The sequence below is a fragment of the Ensifer sp. ENS07 genome, assembly GCF_014852185.1.
Taxonomy (GTDB): Bacteria; Pseudomonadota; Alphaproteobacteria; order Rhizobiales; family Rhizobiaceae; genus Ensifer; species Ensifer adhaerens.
This window is the reverse complement of the sequence record NZ_JACVBE010000003.1, coordinates 257,744-272,618: the sequence shown is the minus strand read 5'-3', so window position 1 is coordinate 272,618 and position 14,875 is coordinate 257,744. Positions and strand designations below refer to the sequence as shown.

13 protein-coding genes are annotated in these 14,875 nt (G+C 56.5%); 5 read left to right on the top strand and 8 right to left on the bottom strand.

Annotated elements, in window-relative coordinates:
- Positions 1-13: 13 nt before the first annotated feature.
- The 3 genes from IB277_RS13935 to IB277_RS13925 all read right to left on the bottom strand — a co-directional run bounded on the left by IB277_RS13935 (position 14) and on the right by IB277_RS13925 (position 4,189).
- Positions 14-2,833 (bottom strand): winged helix-turn-helix domain-containing protein, encoded by a 2,820-nt coding sequence (locus IB277_RS13935; RefSeq protein WP_192371124.1) that lies wholly within the window; start codon positions 2,831-2,833, stop codon positions 14-16.
- A 202-nt stretch (positions 2,834-3,035) separates the two neighbouring features.
- On the bottom strand, positions 3,036-3,695 hold the full coding sequence (locus IB277_RS13930) for a response regulator transcription factor (RefSeq protein ID WP_192371123.1): 660 nt from the start codon (positions 3,693-3,695) through the stop codon (positions 3,036-3,038).
- Positions 3,696-3,859: 164 nt separating this feature from the next.
- Positions 3,860-4,189, bottom strand: coding sequence for a nuclear transport factor 2 family protein (locus tag IB277_RS13925; protein WP_210339609.1), 330 nt, complete (start codon positions 4,187-4,189; stop codon positions 3,860-3,862).
- Between the two features lie 266 nt (positions 4,190-4,455).
- On the opposite strand from IB277_RS13925, the gene IB277_RS13920 reads away from it, so the two are divergent.
- A complete protein-coding gene (locus tag IB277_RS13920; RefSeq protein ID WP_192371121.1) occupies positions 4,456-4,776 on the top strand; it encodes a hypothetical protein in 321 nt (106 codons plus the stop codon).
- A 484-nt stretch (positions 4,777-5,260) separates the two neighbouring features.
- Here IB277_RS13920 and IB277_RS13915 read toward each other — a convergent pair whose 3' ends face one another.
- The 5 genes from IB277_RS13915 to IB277_RS13895 all read right to left on the bottom strand — a co-directional run bounded on the left by IB277_RS13915 (position 5,261) and on the right by IB277_RS13895 (position 9,998).
- Complete coding sequence (locus IB277_RS13915) at positions 5,261-5,740, bottom strand: carboxymuconolactone decarboxylase family protein (protein WP_192371120.1); 480 nt, start codon at positions 5,738-5,740, stop codon at positions 5,261-5,263.
- Positions 5,741-6,068: 328 nt separating this feature from the next.
- A complete protein-coding gene (locus IB277_RS13910; RefSeq protein ID WP_192371119.1) occupies positions 6,069-7,040 on the bottom strand; it encodes an alpha/beta fold hydrolase in 972 nt (323 codons plus the stop codon).
- A 518-nt stretch (positions 7,041-7,558) separates the two neighbouring features.
- Positions 7,559-8,158 carry a response regulator gene (locus IB277_RS13905; RefSeq protein ID WP_309140346.1) on the bottom strand — a complete coding sequence of 200 codons (600 nt, stop codon included), beginning with the start codon at positions 8,156-8,158 and terminating at the stop codon, positions 7,559-7,561.
- Between the two features lie 681 nt (positions 8,159-8,839).
- The gene (locus IB277_RS13900; protein ID WP_192371117.1) at positions 8,840-9,271 is read right to left on the bottom strand and encodes a hypothetical protein; all 432 of its coding nucleotides are present in this window, start codon (positions 9,269-9,271) and stop codon (positions 8,840-8,842) included.
- Between the two features lie 277 nt (positions 9,272-9,548).
- Positions 9,549-9,998: an Rrf2 family transcriptional regulator gene (locus IB277_RS13895; protein WP_192371116.1), complete on the bottom strand. Its 450-nt coding sequence runs from the start codon at positions 9,996-9,998 to the stop codon at positions 9,549-9,551.
- Between the two features lie 108 nt (positions 9,999-10,106).
- Between IB277_RS13895 and IB277_RS13890 the strand changes: the two genes are divergently transcribed.
- The 4 genes from IB277_RS13890 (at position 10,107) to IB277_RS13875 (ending at position 14,838) form a co-directional block, all read left to right on the top strand.
- Positions 10,107-10,805 carry a DUF1971 domain-containing protein gene (locus IB277_RS13890; protein ID WP_192371115.1) on the top strand — a complete coding sequence of 233 codons (699 nt, stop codon included), beginning with the start codon at positions 10,107-10,109 and terminating at the stop codon, positions 10,803-10,805.
- Positions 10,798-12,012, top strand: coding sequence for an NO-inducible flavohemoprotein (gene hmpA / locus IB277_RS13885; protein ID WP_192371114.1), 1,215 nt, complete (start codon positions 10,798-10,800; stop codon positions 12,010-12,012). Before IB277_RS13890 ends, hmpA begins: the two co-directional genes overlap by 8 nt.
- Positions 12,013-12,503: 491 nt before the next feature.
- The gene (locus IB277_RS13880; protein WP_192371113.1) at positions 12,504-13,502 is read left to right on the top strand and encodes a LacI family DNA-binding transcriptional regulator; all 999 of its coding nucleotides are present in this window, start codon (positions 12,504-12,506) and stop codon (positions 13,500-13,502) included.
- Positions 13,503-13,560: 58 nt separating this feature from the next.
- Positions 13,561-14,838, top strand: coding sequence for an ABC transporter substrate-binding protein (locus IB277_RS13875; RefSeq protein WP_192371112.1), 1,278 nt, complete (start codon positions 13,561-13,563; stop codon positions 14,836-14,838).
- Positions 14,839-14,875: the final 37 nt, after the last annotated feature.

The window sequence follows — 14,875 nt, the reverse complement described above, 5'->3', positions numbered from 1 at the left end:
AACTGAATTGATTTCATTGCGCGCAATGTGCGACGACCGCTCGTGCAGCGCGAAGATCATCCGTGTCCTCGATGACGCTAAACCCCGTGAGTTTTTCTGCGATTTCGCTCACTAGCTCCTTCGAGCATGCGGATTCGTTGTTCAGCATCCTTGTCGCCCTTAACGCAATACGGAGTTCCAGCGCCAATGCGCCGACTTCTCTGGCTCGCGCCATCGCGTTCTTTATTTCGGCAATTGGCGCATCGTTGCGGCAGTTTTCCGCAAGAGCGATTGATGCTTTCAGGCCCAACATCTCCGTCGTGTGAAACATTTCGCCGCTCTCTTCCGCCCTAGCTATAGCCCGGGTTAGGATGAGTGAAGCTTCAGGATATTGCTTCGTCTTGGCCAAACCTTCGGCGAGAGCAGCGCTAAAGCTAACGACCATATGCTGATGGTTTTGATCCGTCATGACCGCTAAGGCGTCCCGAAGACGCTGGATGCCCAGCAAAGGTGCACCATTGATGATTTCCAGCTCGCCCTTCAAGCCTTCACTGACTGCGTGAAATGCGGTCAATGAATGTTGTAGGGATACGAGTCCGAGTTCATCGGCCAGACAGGCCGCATCAGACCAGTCACCTTTCCAAATGTACGCGGAAGCTGCATAAGCCAAGGCGATGCAGCGAGGGATGGGATGACCATAGATGTTCGCATCCGTGACGGCCCGCGCCGCGATCTTTTTTGCTTGCGATGCAGAACCCTGCATCAGCTCACATCTGGCGTACTGTACCAGCGCACGTATCCGCTGGGTGAAAGCGACCAGGTTCAGATCGAGCCCACGCGGCGCATCTTCGGCTAGACTGCGCTCAAACCACGGAATGGCTGCGCGGCAATCACCTGCATAGCTGAGCGAGATTCCCCGCAGCCAATCCACAAGTGCTTTGGATGTACCTTCATTGATCCCGCTTACGGCTAGTTCTGCCACGGAAGTTATCTCCGCTCCGGCATAACATTCTCCCACCCTCATGTAGAAAATGTGCATGCCAGCGAGTATGTCGAGTTCCAAGTGGGCTTGCCCGTGTGCACGAGCAATCTCCAAAGCTCTGGCGAACGCCTGTTTTACCTTCGGATAGGCGTCCCGTACAATGATGCCGGAAATCGCAAGCGCTTGGTTTATCAGTGCGTCACTAAGTGATCCGCGGAGCTCTGACGGCATGACGTCGAGGGCACGCGATGCCCACGTATGACATTCGACCAGGAGCGAGCGCTCCAGGAAAAGCGCGGTGGAGCTAGCGACCAGCCGAACACCTACATTTGTGTTGCCGGACGCGAACGATGACTCAAGTGCCTGCCGAACATTCCCGAGCAAATCCGGCGTGACCGTGCTTAGGCCCGAGACGCGGAAGTAGTCGCGCTCGGCAATGAGTGTTTCCAAGAGCTGGGTGTAGTAGGCGGCATGCGACATTGAGAGTTGGGCCCGCTCTTCGCTGGAGGCGCGCAGCTTTGCGGCGCAATAGGCCCTCGTGGTTTCTGCAAGGCGACACGCTACTCTTCCATCCGGCGCAAACGTCTGTGCAACTAGAGACTTCTGTGTTAGCGCGTCGATTATTTCATGAACCGGCAACTGATCGCCCACAACCGCGAGGGCGGCTTCGATCGTGAACGGCCCGGCAAAACAGCCTAGTGTGCGAAGGACCAGCTTTTCATCGGCGTTGAGCAAATTGTAGCTCCAATCGTGGAGCGCGGTCAGTGTTTGATGGCGCGGCAGAGCTGTTCGTCGTCCCTGCCAATGGAGGCCAAATCTCCGATCCAACAAGTCTCTCAGCCCGGCGACGCCGTGCATCGCGGCTCTGCCAGCCGCCAGCTCGATCGCCAGCGCAACTCCGTCCAAGCGACGGCATATCTCTGCGGCGATCTCCAGTTCGTCGGGCCCCAGATCCCGTCGTCCGCCGCTCGCAAACGCCCGGTCCAGGAACAATTGGATCGATGGGTACTCCGCGATGTCGCGTCCGTCGCGAGCGGCCCGAGCAGGCGGTATTTCGAGCCCATCGAGGTTATAAACATGCTCCCCTTCCACGCGCAAAGCTTCGCGCGTGGTAGTGAGGATATGAACACCGTCGCAATCGGCGAATATCGTTTCCGCTAGGGCAGCCACATCAGCGATGAGGTGCTCCGCATTGTCCAGGACGAGCAGCACTCGCTTGTCCCGAAGAAACGCTAGGAGCCCTGGGACTTCATTGTTGACGGGAAGTGTCACTCCGACGAGCGAGGCGATGGTTGAAGGCACAAGGCCTCCATCTTGCACCGGCGCAAGGTCGGCAAAGAAAGCGCCATCGACGAAACGTGCGCTCAGGTCCTGAGCAGCAGCGATTGCGACCGTGGTCTTTCCAATTCCCCCGACTCCCACGATACTGACGAAGCGTGTCTCCAGAAGCAAATCTGCGACCGCGCGCAAACATCGGTCACGCCCAACCATGCGCGTCAGGCGCGGGGGCAAGTGGACCGTCGACTGTGCCGTGCCTAAAGCGACGGGCTCAGTGACAGCATCATCACAGTCGGTCGGGCCGGCGAGCATGTAACCGCGGCCGGATATGTTTGTTATGTAGGGGGTGCCATTGGGTCTGTTCCCAAGCAGCTTTCTCAGGCCCGAAATGTGGACGCGCAGACTCACTTCATCGACGCTGATCCCCGGCCACGCGCGAGAAGTAAGTTGCTGTTTGCTGACGACTTCGCCGGCGTTTTCGGCCAGCGCAAGCAACAGATCGAATGCACGGCTTCCGATTTGAATGCGTCCGCCATCTTTTTCGAGGATTCGTTCCGCGGGAATGATGCGAAACGATCCGAAAGTAACAGGCATCTGCGACTCCGATGTCCGTGTTCGTCATGCCGCCGACCAAGGCGGCAATGGGAACTCGCTCCGCCCCTTTGGGCGCACCGGCCGGACATTAGTGCCTAATGATTTCATAGACGATCAAACGATGGTCTAGGTAGTATGGCGCGGCGATTCCCACTATGGGCAGGGTTTGCTCAGGCGGATCGATCGATCGCAGGCAGTGGCTTCAGGAGTCCGCCAAAGAGGACAGCACCTTCGACGCTCGAACCAGATCTGCCAACGAACGCGCTTCCATTTTTCGCATTACCTTACCGCGATGTATCTTCACCATTATTTCGCTGATGCCCAATTCGAAGGCGATCTGCTTGTTCATCAGCCCTGCCGTGACAAGTTCGAACACCTCGCGTTCGCGCTTTGTGAGCGTGTCAGCACATTTCAGAACCTTTCGACGCACTTCAGCCCGGCCGTTGCGTGAGCCGGCCTTCGCGAGCGCCGCTTCCATCGCGCTGCTAAGTGCGCGCCTGTCGAGTGGTTTCAGCAAGAAGTCTATCGCGCCAGCTTTCATGGCCTGCACACAGGTTTGGACATCGTGGTCTTGACTGACGAAGATGATCGGCATGTCTCGGTCACGGGAGCGGAGGTACTGCTGCACTTCTAGTCCCGCGCCATCCGGCAACTGACTGTTCAAAATAACGATCTCCGGCTCGTGGCGCTCCAGTCTTTCCAGCATGTCCCTAGCACCTGAACACGACAGCACTCCCAGACCTTTGTCCAAGACAAGGTCCGACAGTGAACGAACAGTCAGGTCGTCATCGTCGACAAGGAGCACTGTGGGATTGGTCGCCGCTAACGACCGCCCCTCTCTTTCAACACTTCGTGCATTCATCAAAACGTCCTTCGAGTTCGGATGGCTTAATGTTTCGAGGAGACATGACCTAAAATCCTGCTGTCTGGTGTTCTAAAACGTTTGCAAACGATAAATGTCGTTCCGAGCTTTGATTTGATCGGGATGAGTCAGACGATCATCGCTATGCTGCGACTGTGGAGGGTCTAAAGGGCTGTCCGAAGTATAACCAATTGGTCGATACTCCCGTTGGCTATTGAGAAGTACCAGGAAAGAACGAGCGGTTCCGGCAGACCCAAACCGGCGAAATCTCCGGTCATTTCAACCATCGACACCACACCGGTGGCACGGACCGTGTGCTGAACAGCGACAATCGATGCGTGCTGGTCGAAAAGATCCCTCCGAAGCCAAGCTGCGATGGCGTCATACCCCTCATATTCTGTAAGCTGATCGTTGACGACGGCGCCACAGAGGAAGGCCTTGAGCACATCGTGAATGCGCCTGTCATTTATCGCAGCGAAAAACTGTTCAACCACGGCGACCATTCCTGTGTGATCCAATCCGTCAGTCAAATGTGAAGTATTCATCGTGCTTAACCGTCAAAAACAAGTCTGGCGCAGTTCTAACCGATTTCGGCTAGGAACTCGCGTTAAGACAAGTTCAGTTTTGTTGGCACCGCATGTGAGCGAATTCACCAAAAGAGGGCAACGACGCAGTGATTCACAACGGGTGTACACAAGTTTAATGGGATCCCCGTCGCCCCGACGGTATGTTGCGCCATCATATTTTGATGGAGACACTTATGGTCGGTTCCCCAGAGAGGAAACAACCCGTTCGACGATTAAGCCGGCAGCGCCTTCGGCGACGCCCGCATAGCAAAGCGGCGCTCCGCGTCCTCAAAAAGTCCTTCTCGATGCCAAGCAAGGCAACACGGCGCAGCGCTTCCTTCGGTCAAGAAATGACCCTTGCCGACGTGAAGCATGACGACCTGATCGCGCTGCTGAACCGCGCCGACGGCGTCAAGCAGCATGTCTTCGCACAGTTGCTCGATGACGTTGCGCGGCGTTCAACATGTGGGCGGAAACGCAACGCCCACACCGCCAAGCGCGTTCAGAATTCCTAATAGGACCCGCAAAAAGGGACACCCCGAGCCACCTTTCGTCGGGGTTTCCCGCCCCTAAGCGGAGGGAGGACTCTTCGCAAATCGCCGCAGTGCATTTTGGATGCGTTTTCGCGAACTGAGTTTTCAGTTTGCTCCACAGATTGCTCTTCTTCAAGCGTGGGGACGTTTTCGCTAGCCGTCGGAGTGAGCTTATCGGTGTGCTGGACGCGAGAGATTGCGCGTTTTTGTACTTGCAGCGCAAGAAAATAGAGATAGTCCGCTGCTCGATGACGCCGTCGGAAGCAGCTCGCGGCAGAAAAGGCAGTTCGGGCGAAGATTTTATCGGCTGAAGCAACGGCTCGGGCGCGCTTGGCGCAGCACTGGTCGCAGGGCATCGTTTAGCGACATTCCTTTAGAGCAGCTCGTTGCCGTGTAATGCCGCCCTATCGGTTCCAAAAATGAGAGATGGCGGCGCGATCCACCGCCATCGTCGCTCTTTTGGGGCCTATTCGAGGCCGGCCTTATCAAGGCCAAAGGCCTTGTCTGCAGACCCTGGTACTGCCTTCACAGCGACGCTTATGCGGTTCCAAGCATTAATCGCCATGATTTGGAAGGTAAGGTCCGAAAGCTCTTTCTCTGACAAGTGGCCACGCACTCTTTCGTAGAGTTCGTCGGAAACACCGCCCTCAGAAAGCTTCGTTACTGCTTCGGTCCACGCGAGTGCTGCTCTCTCCCGCGGCGAAAAGAGCGTCGATTCGCGCCACGCGGCGATATGGTAAAGCCGCAGCGGGCGTTCCCCATGGATAGTCGCCTCCTTGGAGTGCATGTCCAAGCAAAAAGTGCAGCCGTTGATCTGCGATGCTCGGATGTCGACCAGGTCCAGAATAGATTGCTCGATGGACCCTTTTTTGATTTCGTTGCTGAAGCCCATAAGGGCTTTGAAGAGTTCCGGCGAGAGCTGCGCGTAGTTCAGTCGCTGCGTCATTGTGTTGATCCACTACTGAGAATTGACGTTAACACGCAAAACGCGTTGCGCTTAGCGTGCACATCATGGTGTCCGAGGAACGCTGAGACAACTAGATATACTTCGGTTTGGACTTGGATGGGACTTACCCAGCGCACGGCGTCGCATCTAGGCTTCGCTGCGATAAGTTCCACACAGAAATGACTCGAAAGGGATGCGTAGATACGCGTGCGGGAGAAACCCACAGGTGCGGCGGCAGGCAATAGGGCTCGACGGACATTGGATCATCGTCACAGCCCGGAGCCAGTTCAAAAAAAAAGAGGGTGCATTGAGGCACCCTCCATTACGATCATTCAGAAATGAATGTTAAAAGATCTTGATTGATCGTGTCAGCGTGCGTGGTCGCCATCCCGTGCGGGAGGCCCTTGTAAATCTTCAACGTTGCATTCTTCAAAAGCTTCGCCGAAAGAACCGCGGAATCTGCGACCGGGACCACCTGGTCGTCATCTCCGTGGAGGACAAGAGCCGGAACGTCGATTGACTTGAGGTCGTCAGTAAAGTCGGTTTCAGAGAACGCCTTGATGCCCAGATAGTGGGCGTTCGCGGCCCCAGTCATGCCTTGTCGCCACCAATTAAGAACTACTGCATCGGACCGCTTTGCTCCGTCCCGATTGTAGCCATAGAAGGGACCGCCGGCCACGTCCATATAGAACTGCGACCTATTCGCCGCGAGGGCTGAGCGGAAGCCATCGAAGACCTCAACCGGGAGGCCGCCTGGGTTCGCCGATGTCTTGACCATAATCGGCGGGACGGCTCCGATGAGAACCAGCTTGGCGACGCGCCCCTTGCCGTGACGAGCGACGTACCGTGTTGCTTCGCCACCACCGGTCGAATGTCCGATATGGATCGCATTCTTCAGATCAAGTTGCTCCACGACAGCTGCGACATCGGCAGCGTAATGGTCCATGTCATGCCCGTCGCTCACTTGGGCGGAACGCCCGTGACCGCGGCGATCATGTGCAATTACGCGAAAGCCCTTACCGAGGAAAAAGAGCATCTGAGCGTCCCAGTCGTCCGAGCTCAAAGGCCAACCATGATGGAAAACTATCGGCTGTGCATCTTTCGGACCCCAGTCCTTGTAGAAAATGGTGGTGCCGTCCTTCGAGGTGGCGAATGCACCCGTGTTCTTTGCGGCTGCATCCTTGGTGTGCTGCTTGGCCTGTGCGGACGTCGCTGCGGCGGTCGTCGCCGCAGCCGCAGCCAGCGCCAATGTTCCCGACATCATGTCTCGCCGCGTTGGCTTCATGGAACTCAGGGTCATACTCGTCTCCTAGTCGAAGAAATATAAGAACTAAACTGCCCGGTCCCAGCATCGAAGATATCGCTTTTTAAATCCGGACGGTCCTAAGGTACCAATCGACTGGATTGTTTATAGCTATACATTCGTTTCGATCGGCGGCATCAGCTCTCCGTGGATGACGGGAAGGAAGGTCGCTAGTTTAGGCACATGCAGATACTATCGACGCCATCGCGGACGCGTTTTTCTCGGCGTCGCCGAGAGCGAGAACAAGGGTGATGGGAGAGGCGCGGACGACACACGGAGTCCGCACATGGGAGAGCGGCGAAGTAAAATGCGCCCGGCAACTGGGCTGGGCACCGGAGAGATCGGGCCGCGGCATCGACCGTCCGGTATCACTAACACCCTTCCCGGTCTCAGAAGGGTGGTTGGCGAATTGATAGGAGGATCTGCCTCTGCTCGCTGAGCTGCGGGTTTTCCGCGGAATCAAACCGGCGTTAGAACCAGAGCTTGGGTAGCGCTGTTCCGATTATGATGCGAACCTACATCTCACTGTCGCGCAGTTGCTCAACCTTGCGAACGAGTTCCACGAGGGAACGACACTCCATTTTACGCATCAAACTCATCCGATGTAGCTTCACAGTCATTTCGCTGATGCCCAATTGATACGCCACCTGCTTGTTCATTAGACCTGTGACAACCGCATCCATCACTTGGGTTTCACGCGGTGTCAGGCTGTCCGCAAGCGCTTTAATTCGGTCTCGCTCCGCGTCTGCCACTCGGCGTTCAGAATCCAACTTGATCGCCCTCTCGACCGCCTCAAGGAGATCCTCGCTTACGAATGGCTTCGTGATGAAGTCGGTGGCCCCCGCCTTGATAGCCCTTACACTAGTCGGGATGTCTGCGTGACCGGTTAGGAAAATTACGGGCAACCGACTTCCCGCCAACGTGAGCTGCTCTTGCAGATCAAGACCAGTCTCCCCCGGCATTCTGAGGTCAAGGACGAGACACCCTGGTGCCAAGATATCGGCAGCTTGCAAGAAATCCTGGCAGCTTGAAAATGCAGCCGCCTTCTTTTGCGACGCGCAAAACAGTTCTAGCAAGGCCTCCCGAATTCCCTCGTCGTCGTCTACGACGTACACTACCGCGTCCGCGGAATTTTTCGCTATTTGAGTATGTTGCGCCAATTCAGCCTCGAATTCCGCTAGCTACGTATTGCCGGGCAAGCTCCAGCGAGCGCTGCGCAGCGCATCGGTTCAACAACGCTGACCCTATGGTGCCCTATTAGCGGGGACTAACTAACACAACGTGCGAAGATCTTGACGGTACACATGGGTCTATGTGGACCTATACTCTCGGGTATGCGGCTTAAGGCTGGTTGACGCCTGGCACCCCGACGACATCCGACATCCCCCACGGTAACAGCGCAAATACAGACGAACCGCCCAAACGGGGACCGGTGGGAATACCCCGGTCCCCGTCTCCCCTCGGAGTTTGGGCCGCTTTAGGCCGTGTGTGGTACCATTCTTATGTCGCAGAGATAGGCCAGGAAAAACCCTGCGCTCATTCGGTCCATCGCATCCGGTCAAGCCATCCCACGCGTTTTCATACGTGGGAGTCCAAGTGCGTGCACCCCATACCAAAGGCTAGACAGACTAAATGTCGCACGGCCATCCGGCAGCGCCCAACGCCGTTTCAACGCGACCTGCGTTGCCGGATAGGTACTGACAGGCCGACGACGGCATCAGTGGCTTCGCACGCCGGTCGGTAACAGAGACAACGATCGAAGGTAGACAAGTCGCCGCCTCGAGCGGGCGTGCTCATCAGATTGACGCGCGCTCCAATGAGACCCGGCGGGAGCCGCGGCTGCAGGCCCACGCAGTCGCGGATATTCCAAACAGTGCGGGTAAACTGACGGCCGGGAAGTCGCGCAGGATCACAGAAGCCGAACATATACCCACGGCCACTTCCCACAAGTGAAACACGGCATGCGCCACCAACCAAAGAGTTGCTGCTCCCCAGAGTTCGACGCGCCTGTCTAGCTTAAATGTACCTATCGCGAATGCCAGGGCAATAAAGCCCTGGATGATTCCAATGTCACGAACGAAATGCTGATTGTAGAAACCCGTATCGGTGACACCCGGCACAAAATAGTACCATCCCTCGGGGTCGTAGAGCATGTGGATGGACAACCAAGCGCCAAGGATGACGTTAAACCAAACCATGGCAAAGATCGGGTATCGGACGTTTTGCATTGCTGCCTCCTGTTCTCTGTCAGAGCAAGATAGCATCGACGCAGTGAAGCGACTTCCCAAACGAAAGTTTACGCTCCGCACGCTCCGAAAGTCAGGGCCTAATTTTGGCGACCGCGGAACGTCCACGCCGTCAAACGCCGGCGGAATTTCTTGAGCACAATCAAGCGGCGAACACTACTCAGACTTGGGCGAGCCGCAACAATGGAATTCCACACGAAAATCCGAATGGCCGGAAATTCAAGTAGGCAGTCTTCCCCGTGAAGCTTGGATCGCAGTTCTACGGAGATCTGCTTTCTCCTGAACTAGAGTCGTAAAATCCCAGGAGCGTACCTAGCGCGGCCCGTCTGTCAACGAGATCTGCGAGCGAGTATTTGTCGAAGACGGCGACGAACGCAGCAGTTGCCTCTGAAAGAACGACCGGGAGAGTGCAGGCAGACGCTATTCGGCAACCTTCGCAGTTTATGAGATCCGTAAGCTCTTCGGTGTGCCTAAGCAGGGCTCCAAGGTTGATCTCGCTTGGCGGTCTTGCGAGACGTATACCTCCATTGCGCCCGCGGACTGACTCTAAAAAACCTCCGTTCGAAAGGTCCTGAACAACCTTCATCATATGGTTTTGCGAGACCGAAAACGTATTCGATATTTCGCGGATCGAGCTGAGCCCAGACTGTTGCGAGCCTAAATAGATCATCAGGCGCATCGCGTAGTCCGTATATTTCGTAAGCCTCATTGGCAACTCTGCGTCAAAACGTCCACTCCCAAAATCATGCATTTGACTAGCATCAATTTTCGCCTAGAGATAGATGCATCTTATATACATCTTTAAAGGCTTCCGGGGATGAGCGCAGCACCGATTACCGAAACGCAGATCAGGCTGGTTGTGGACCGCTTCTATGGAGAAGTTCGTAAGGATCCGCTTCTCAGCGAAGGGTTCGCCCCTATTGTCGATTGGGACGATCACCTTCAGCGAATGAGAGATTTCTGGAGTTCAATGTTGCTCGCCTCCGGACGCTACAAGGGAAATCCGATAGCTCTCCATTTGATCCATGCCCCACGCATCCAACCCGAGATGTTCAAGCGCTGGTTGGCGCTCTGGCAAAGGGTGACCATGGACAGTCTCCCGGCCGATGTCGCCGCCGAACTCCAGCTGAAAGCAACAAGGGTTGCGGCCCGTTTATCGGGTGCGTTGTTCGGATCGGAGGGGGCCAATCTTTTCAGTATCCGCTCGAGCAAACCTGCACTGCCTTACAAAAGCACCCCAATTTTTGACGAGAGCTCCATACCTGAGCCCCTGCTTCGGTCGTACGAACTCAGCCCGGGCACTTGGGTAAAGCTTACGGTGCTCGCAGGGAGCTTGAGATACCACCAACATACTCGCCCGCGCTCAAGCGTCGAGATTCACTCCAGCGTCATCGTGCCGCCGGAGGTACCCCATCACCTGGAAATTATAAGCCCGGTGAAATGCCAGCTGCACTTCTACGATCACAAACCCATCCTAGACGGCAGCATCGTAATCGAAAGGAAAGAAAATGCCTAAATCGCTTTCACCGGAAACCATCCAACTCGTCAAGGCGAGTGTACCCGCCATCACAGCGCACGGCACAGCGATTACCCTGAGCATGTATGACGTCCTCTTTCGCGACGACCATATTCGTGACCTCTTCAACCATGCGAACCAAGGCGATGGCGGTTCCCAAGTCAACGCACTCGCGGCGGCCATTCTGGCGTACGCCCGGAACATCGAAAATCTCGGGGTAATGGGCCCCTCGGTGGAACGCATTGCCCACAAACACATCGGCTTTCATATCGTCCCGGAGCACTACCCTTACGTCGGTCGCGCGCTCCTCGCTGCAATTGAGAATGTACTCGGAAGTGCCGCAACGCCTGAACTTTTGAAAGCTTGGGATGAGGCCTACTGGTTCTTGGCCGATATCCTGAAGGGACGCGAAGCGGAATTGAGGGACGATCTTGAAAGGCGATCTGGCGGCTGGAACGGATGGAGGGATTTCACGATCGCCGACAAAATCCAGGAAAGTGAAGTCGTCACATCATTCATTTTGAAACCAAAGGACGGCGGCCTCGTACTGCGTCACAAACCCGGCCAGTATCTCACTTTCCGCCTCCCCATCGAGAAAGATATCGAGATCAAACGCAATTACTCGATCTCCAGCGGACCAAACGACGAATTCTACCGAATCTCCGTAAAGCGAGAAGCGCAGGGTCAGGGCGGGTCGCGTTACCTACACGACACTGCTGTAATTGGAACGGTCCTCAAAGTGACGCCCCCGGCCGGCGATTTCTATCTACCCGCAGCCCCTGCTGCTCCTGTCGTATTGCTCTCAGGAGGCGTTGGCCTGACCCCGATGGTCAGCATGTTGGAGACGATCGCCGAGGAACATCCGAACCTCGAAGCGCACTTCGTTCATGGAGCGTTGAACAGCTCGACCCATGCGATGGATCGGCATGTTCGCAAGCTCGCCAGCACGCATGGCAAAACGAAGATCAGCAGCTTCTACAGCGCGCCGGGAAGCAAGGACGCCGTAGGCCTGTCTCACGACTTCGACGGGTACATCACCGGAGAATGGCTCCGCAAGAATACGCCCATCGGCCAAGCCGAATTTTATCTTTGCGGCCCCAAACCGTTCCTTCGCTCCCTAGTTCCGGCATTGGCCAAGGAGGGTGTTTCGAGCGACCGCGTCCACTATGAATTCTTCGGGCCCTCAGACGAACTCCTGGCCGCATAAACGAAGCGTTCCCACAGCGATCACGGTTGGCGAAAACCGATCGTGATCGTCTGCTATCTGAGCCGAAAATCCGCGATACCTAAACGGATACTCGGCACAGTTAGTCCGACGAAAAGGGATGGAAGGCCGTCCCCAAGGGCGGATGGGACGGCCTTCTGCCGGACGAAGTCCGCGCGCAGCGGGAGAGAGCTAAACCGCCGCATGCCTTCCTCCGAAAACGCTCGACTGTTTTCCGGAGAGTGCACGATGGACTATGCAAATCCCTCCGCAACAAGGGAAGCTATACACAGGTTTTGGATATTCGATCGTGTGCAGCGCGGCTTGGCTTGGCTCTGTTGGCCAGACAGAGCCTCATCATCAGCGTAGGTCCAAATGATCCGTGCAATGCCTGAGCCACCTGATCGCAGCGCGGATCAGCCCCCCTAGTCCTTGGTATAGATTGATCACCAAAACGTTTTGGGAGAAATCCCCAAAACGTTTTGGAATCCTAGATGTCAAACCTGAAACAACTGGCTAAGTCTCTCGGCCTCTCTATAACGACGGTGTCGCGCGCGCTGGACGGCTATTCGGACGTCTCGGAAGCAACCAAAGAGCGCGTCAGGCGCGCTGCGGAGAAGACCGGCTACCGACCAAACGCGGCGGCCCGACGTTTGCGTAGGCAACGTGCCGAACTCGTCGCCGTGCCTGTCCCGAGTGCCCCTGGCCAAATCGGTCCAGCGCATTTCATCGATATGCTTTCCGACTGCGCCGAGCATCTGGCGAAGGCCAATATCAATCTCGTAATAGCTCCGGTGCCGCGCGGACAGAGCGAAATTGAGATGTGCCGCCGCTTCGTAGACGGAGAACGCGTCGACGCAATGGTGCTGGTGCGCACAAAGCGACAGGATGAACGGGTTTCTTTCCTTCAATCTCGGGGGATACCTTTTGTAAGCCATGGGCGCACGGAATCCGAAATTCCCCATGCATTTATCGACGGCGACGGGTTCACGGCATTTCGCGACGCCGTACTCAGATTTACAGGAGACGGCCACGTACGCATCGGCCACGTGGCTGCTCCGCAAAACTACACCTTCGCGCATCTTCGGCGAATGGGTTGGGAAGCGGGCCTCCTCGCACAGGGACTCAGCACTGAATTGATCGAGGTGGGTGACCCAACGGAACACGGCGGGTACGTGGCCGCGCAAGCTCTGATGTCTGGCCATTTAAAGCCCACGGCGATTCTTTGTGCAACCGACGAAATGGCAATAGGTGCGTTGCGAGCACTGCGCGAGGTTGGAGGCGAAGGGCGCGTCAGCGTCATCGGCCACGACAACCTGCCTATGGGAGCCTATAGCGTACCGCCGCTATCCACCATGCAGATGACAGGGGCCGACTTCGGTGAACGGCTCGCCTCATTGTTGCTTCGCGCCATTGGCGGAGAGCCGCCTGAGAACCTGCAGGAAGTATATCCAGTGGCTTTCGTCCAAAGGTCGAGCCATCGCAGGGCTTAGCAACGCAGGTCGCCGACCGACTGCCAACACTCCTGAACGTATGAAAAGGTTTTGAACTATGAAGTCATCAATTTTGTCGGGATTGCTTGCTGCGACCGGTCTCCTAGTTGCCACGTCAGCCAGTGCCGACACAATATTTTTGTCGACGCAGCTGAGGCCGATCGAGGAAGCGACCATAGTTCGCGAACGCATCCTAGACGGAGCGCAGGCCTCGGTCGATTATGTCGTCGAAGAACCACCGCAGTTTGCAGTTAGGCTCGAAGCCGAACGGCAGGCGGGTACGCATACCATTAGCCTGGTCGGCGCACTACATGGCGAGCTTTCACCGATTGCCGCCAAGGATGGTTTGGTCGAACTTGACGAGTTGGCGGCCAGGCTGTCGTCCGCCGGCATGTCCAAAACTATCCTCGATCTTGGCAAGCTCGGAACAGCCCACCAGCAGTACATTCCTTGGATGCAGGCAACATACGCGATGGCCGCGAACAAGGAAGCGCTTGCCTATCTCCCGGAAGGTGCCGAAATCAACGCGCTCACTTACGATCAGCTGATCGAGTGGGGCAAGAAGATGCAAAAGGAGACCGGACAGGCGCGGATCGGGTTTCCCGCCGGACCCAAAGGACTGATGCCGCGCTTCTTCCAGGGCTACTTCTATCCATCGTTCACGGCCGGCGTTGTGCGCCCTTTCAAGTCGCCCGATGCAGCGAAAGGCTGGGAACGCTTCAAGGAGCTCTGGTCCGTCGTGAACCCGAACTCCACAAATTACAACTTCATGCAAGAGCCCCTGCTCGCCGACGAGGTTTGGGTTGCGTGGGATCACATCGCTCGCTTGAAGGAAGCAGTTTCACTCCAGCCCGACCAATACGTCATCTTCCCGGCCCCGGCTGGGCCGAAGGGTCGCGGCTACATGCCAGTGGTGGCAGGACTTGCCGTGCCTAAAGGGGCTCCCGATCAAGCCGGCGCCATAGCTGTCATTGAACATCTGGCTAAACCGGAGACGCAAATCCTGACTGCCCAGAACGTCGGTTTCTTCCCGGTAGTGCAGGCGGCCTTGCCGGAAGACACCGATCCGGGCATCAAGCTGCTTGCTCAAGTGGTGGAGACCACACAGACGGCAAAAGACGCGTTGATTTCGCTCCTCCCGGTCGGACTCGGCGACAGGGGCGGCGAGTTCAACAAAGTCTACATGGATACGTTCCAAAGAATCGTTTTGCGCGACGAACCTATCGAGGCCGTCCTCAACGAGAGCGCAACCTCTCTTTCGAAACTCATGAAAGATACCGGCGCGCCGTGCTGGGCACCCGACAAGGCGAGCGCGGGCGCCTGCCCAGTCGAATAGGCTTTCCGTCACCTCCGCCCCCGGCACGCCGCCGGGG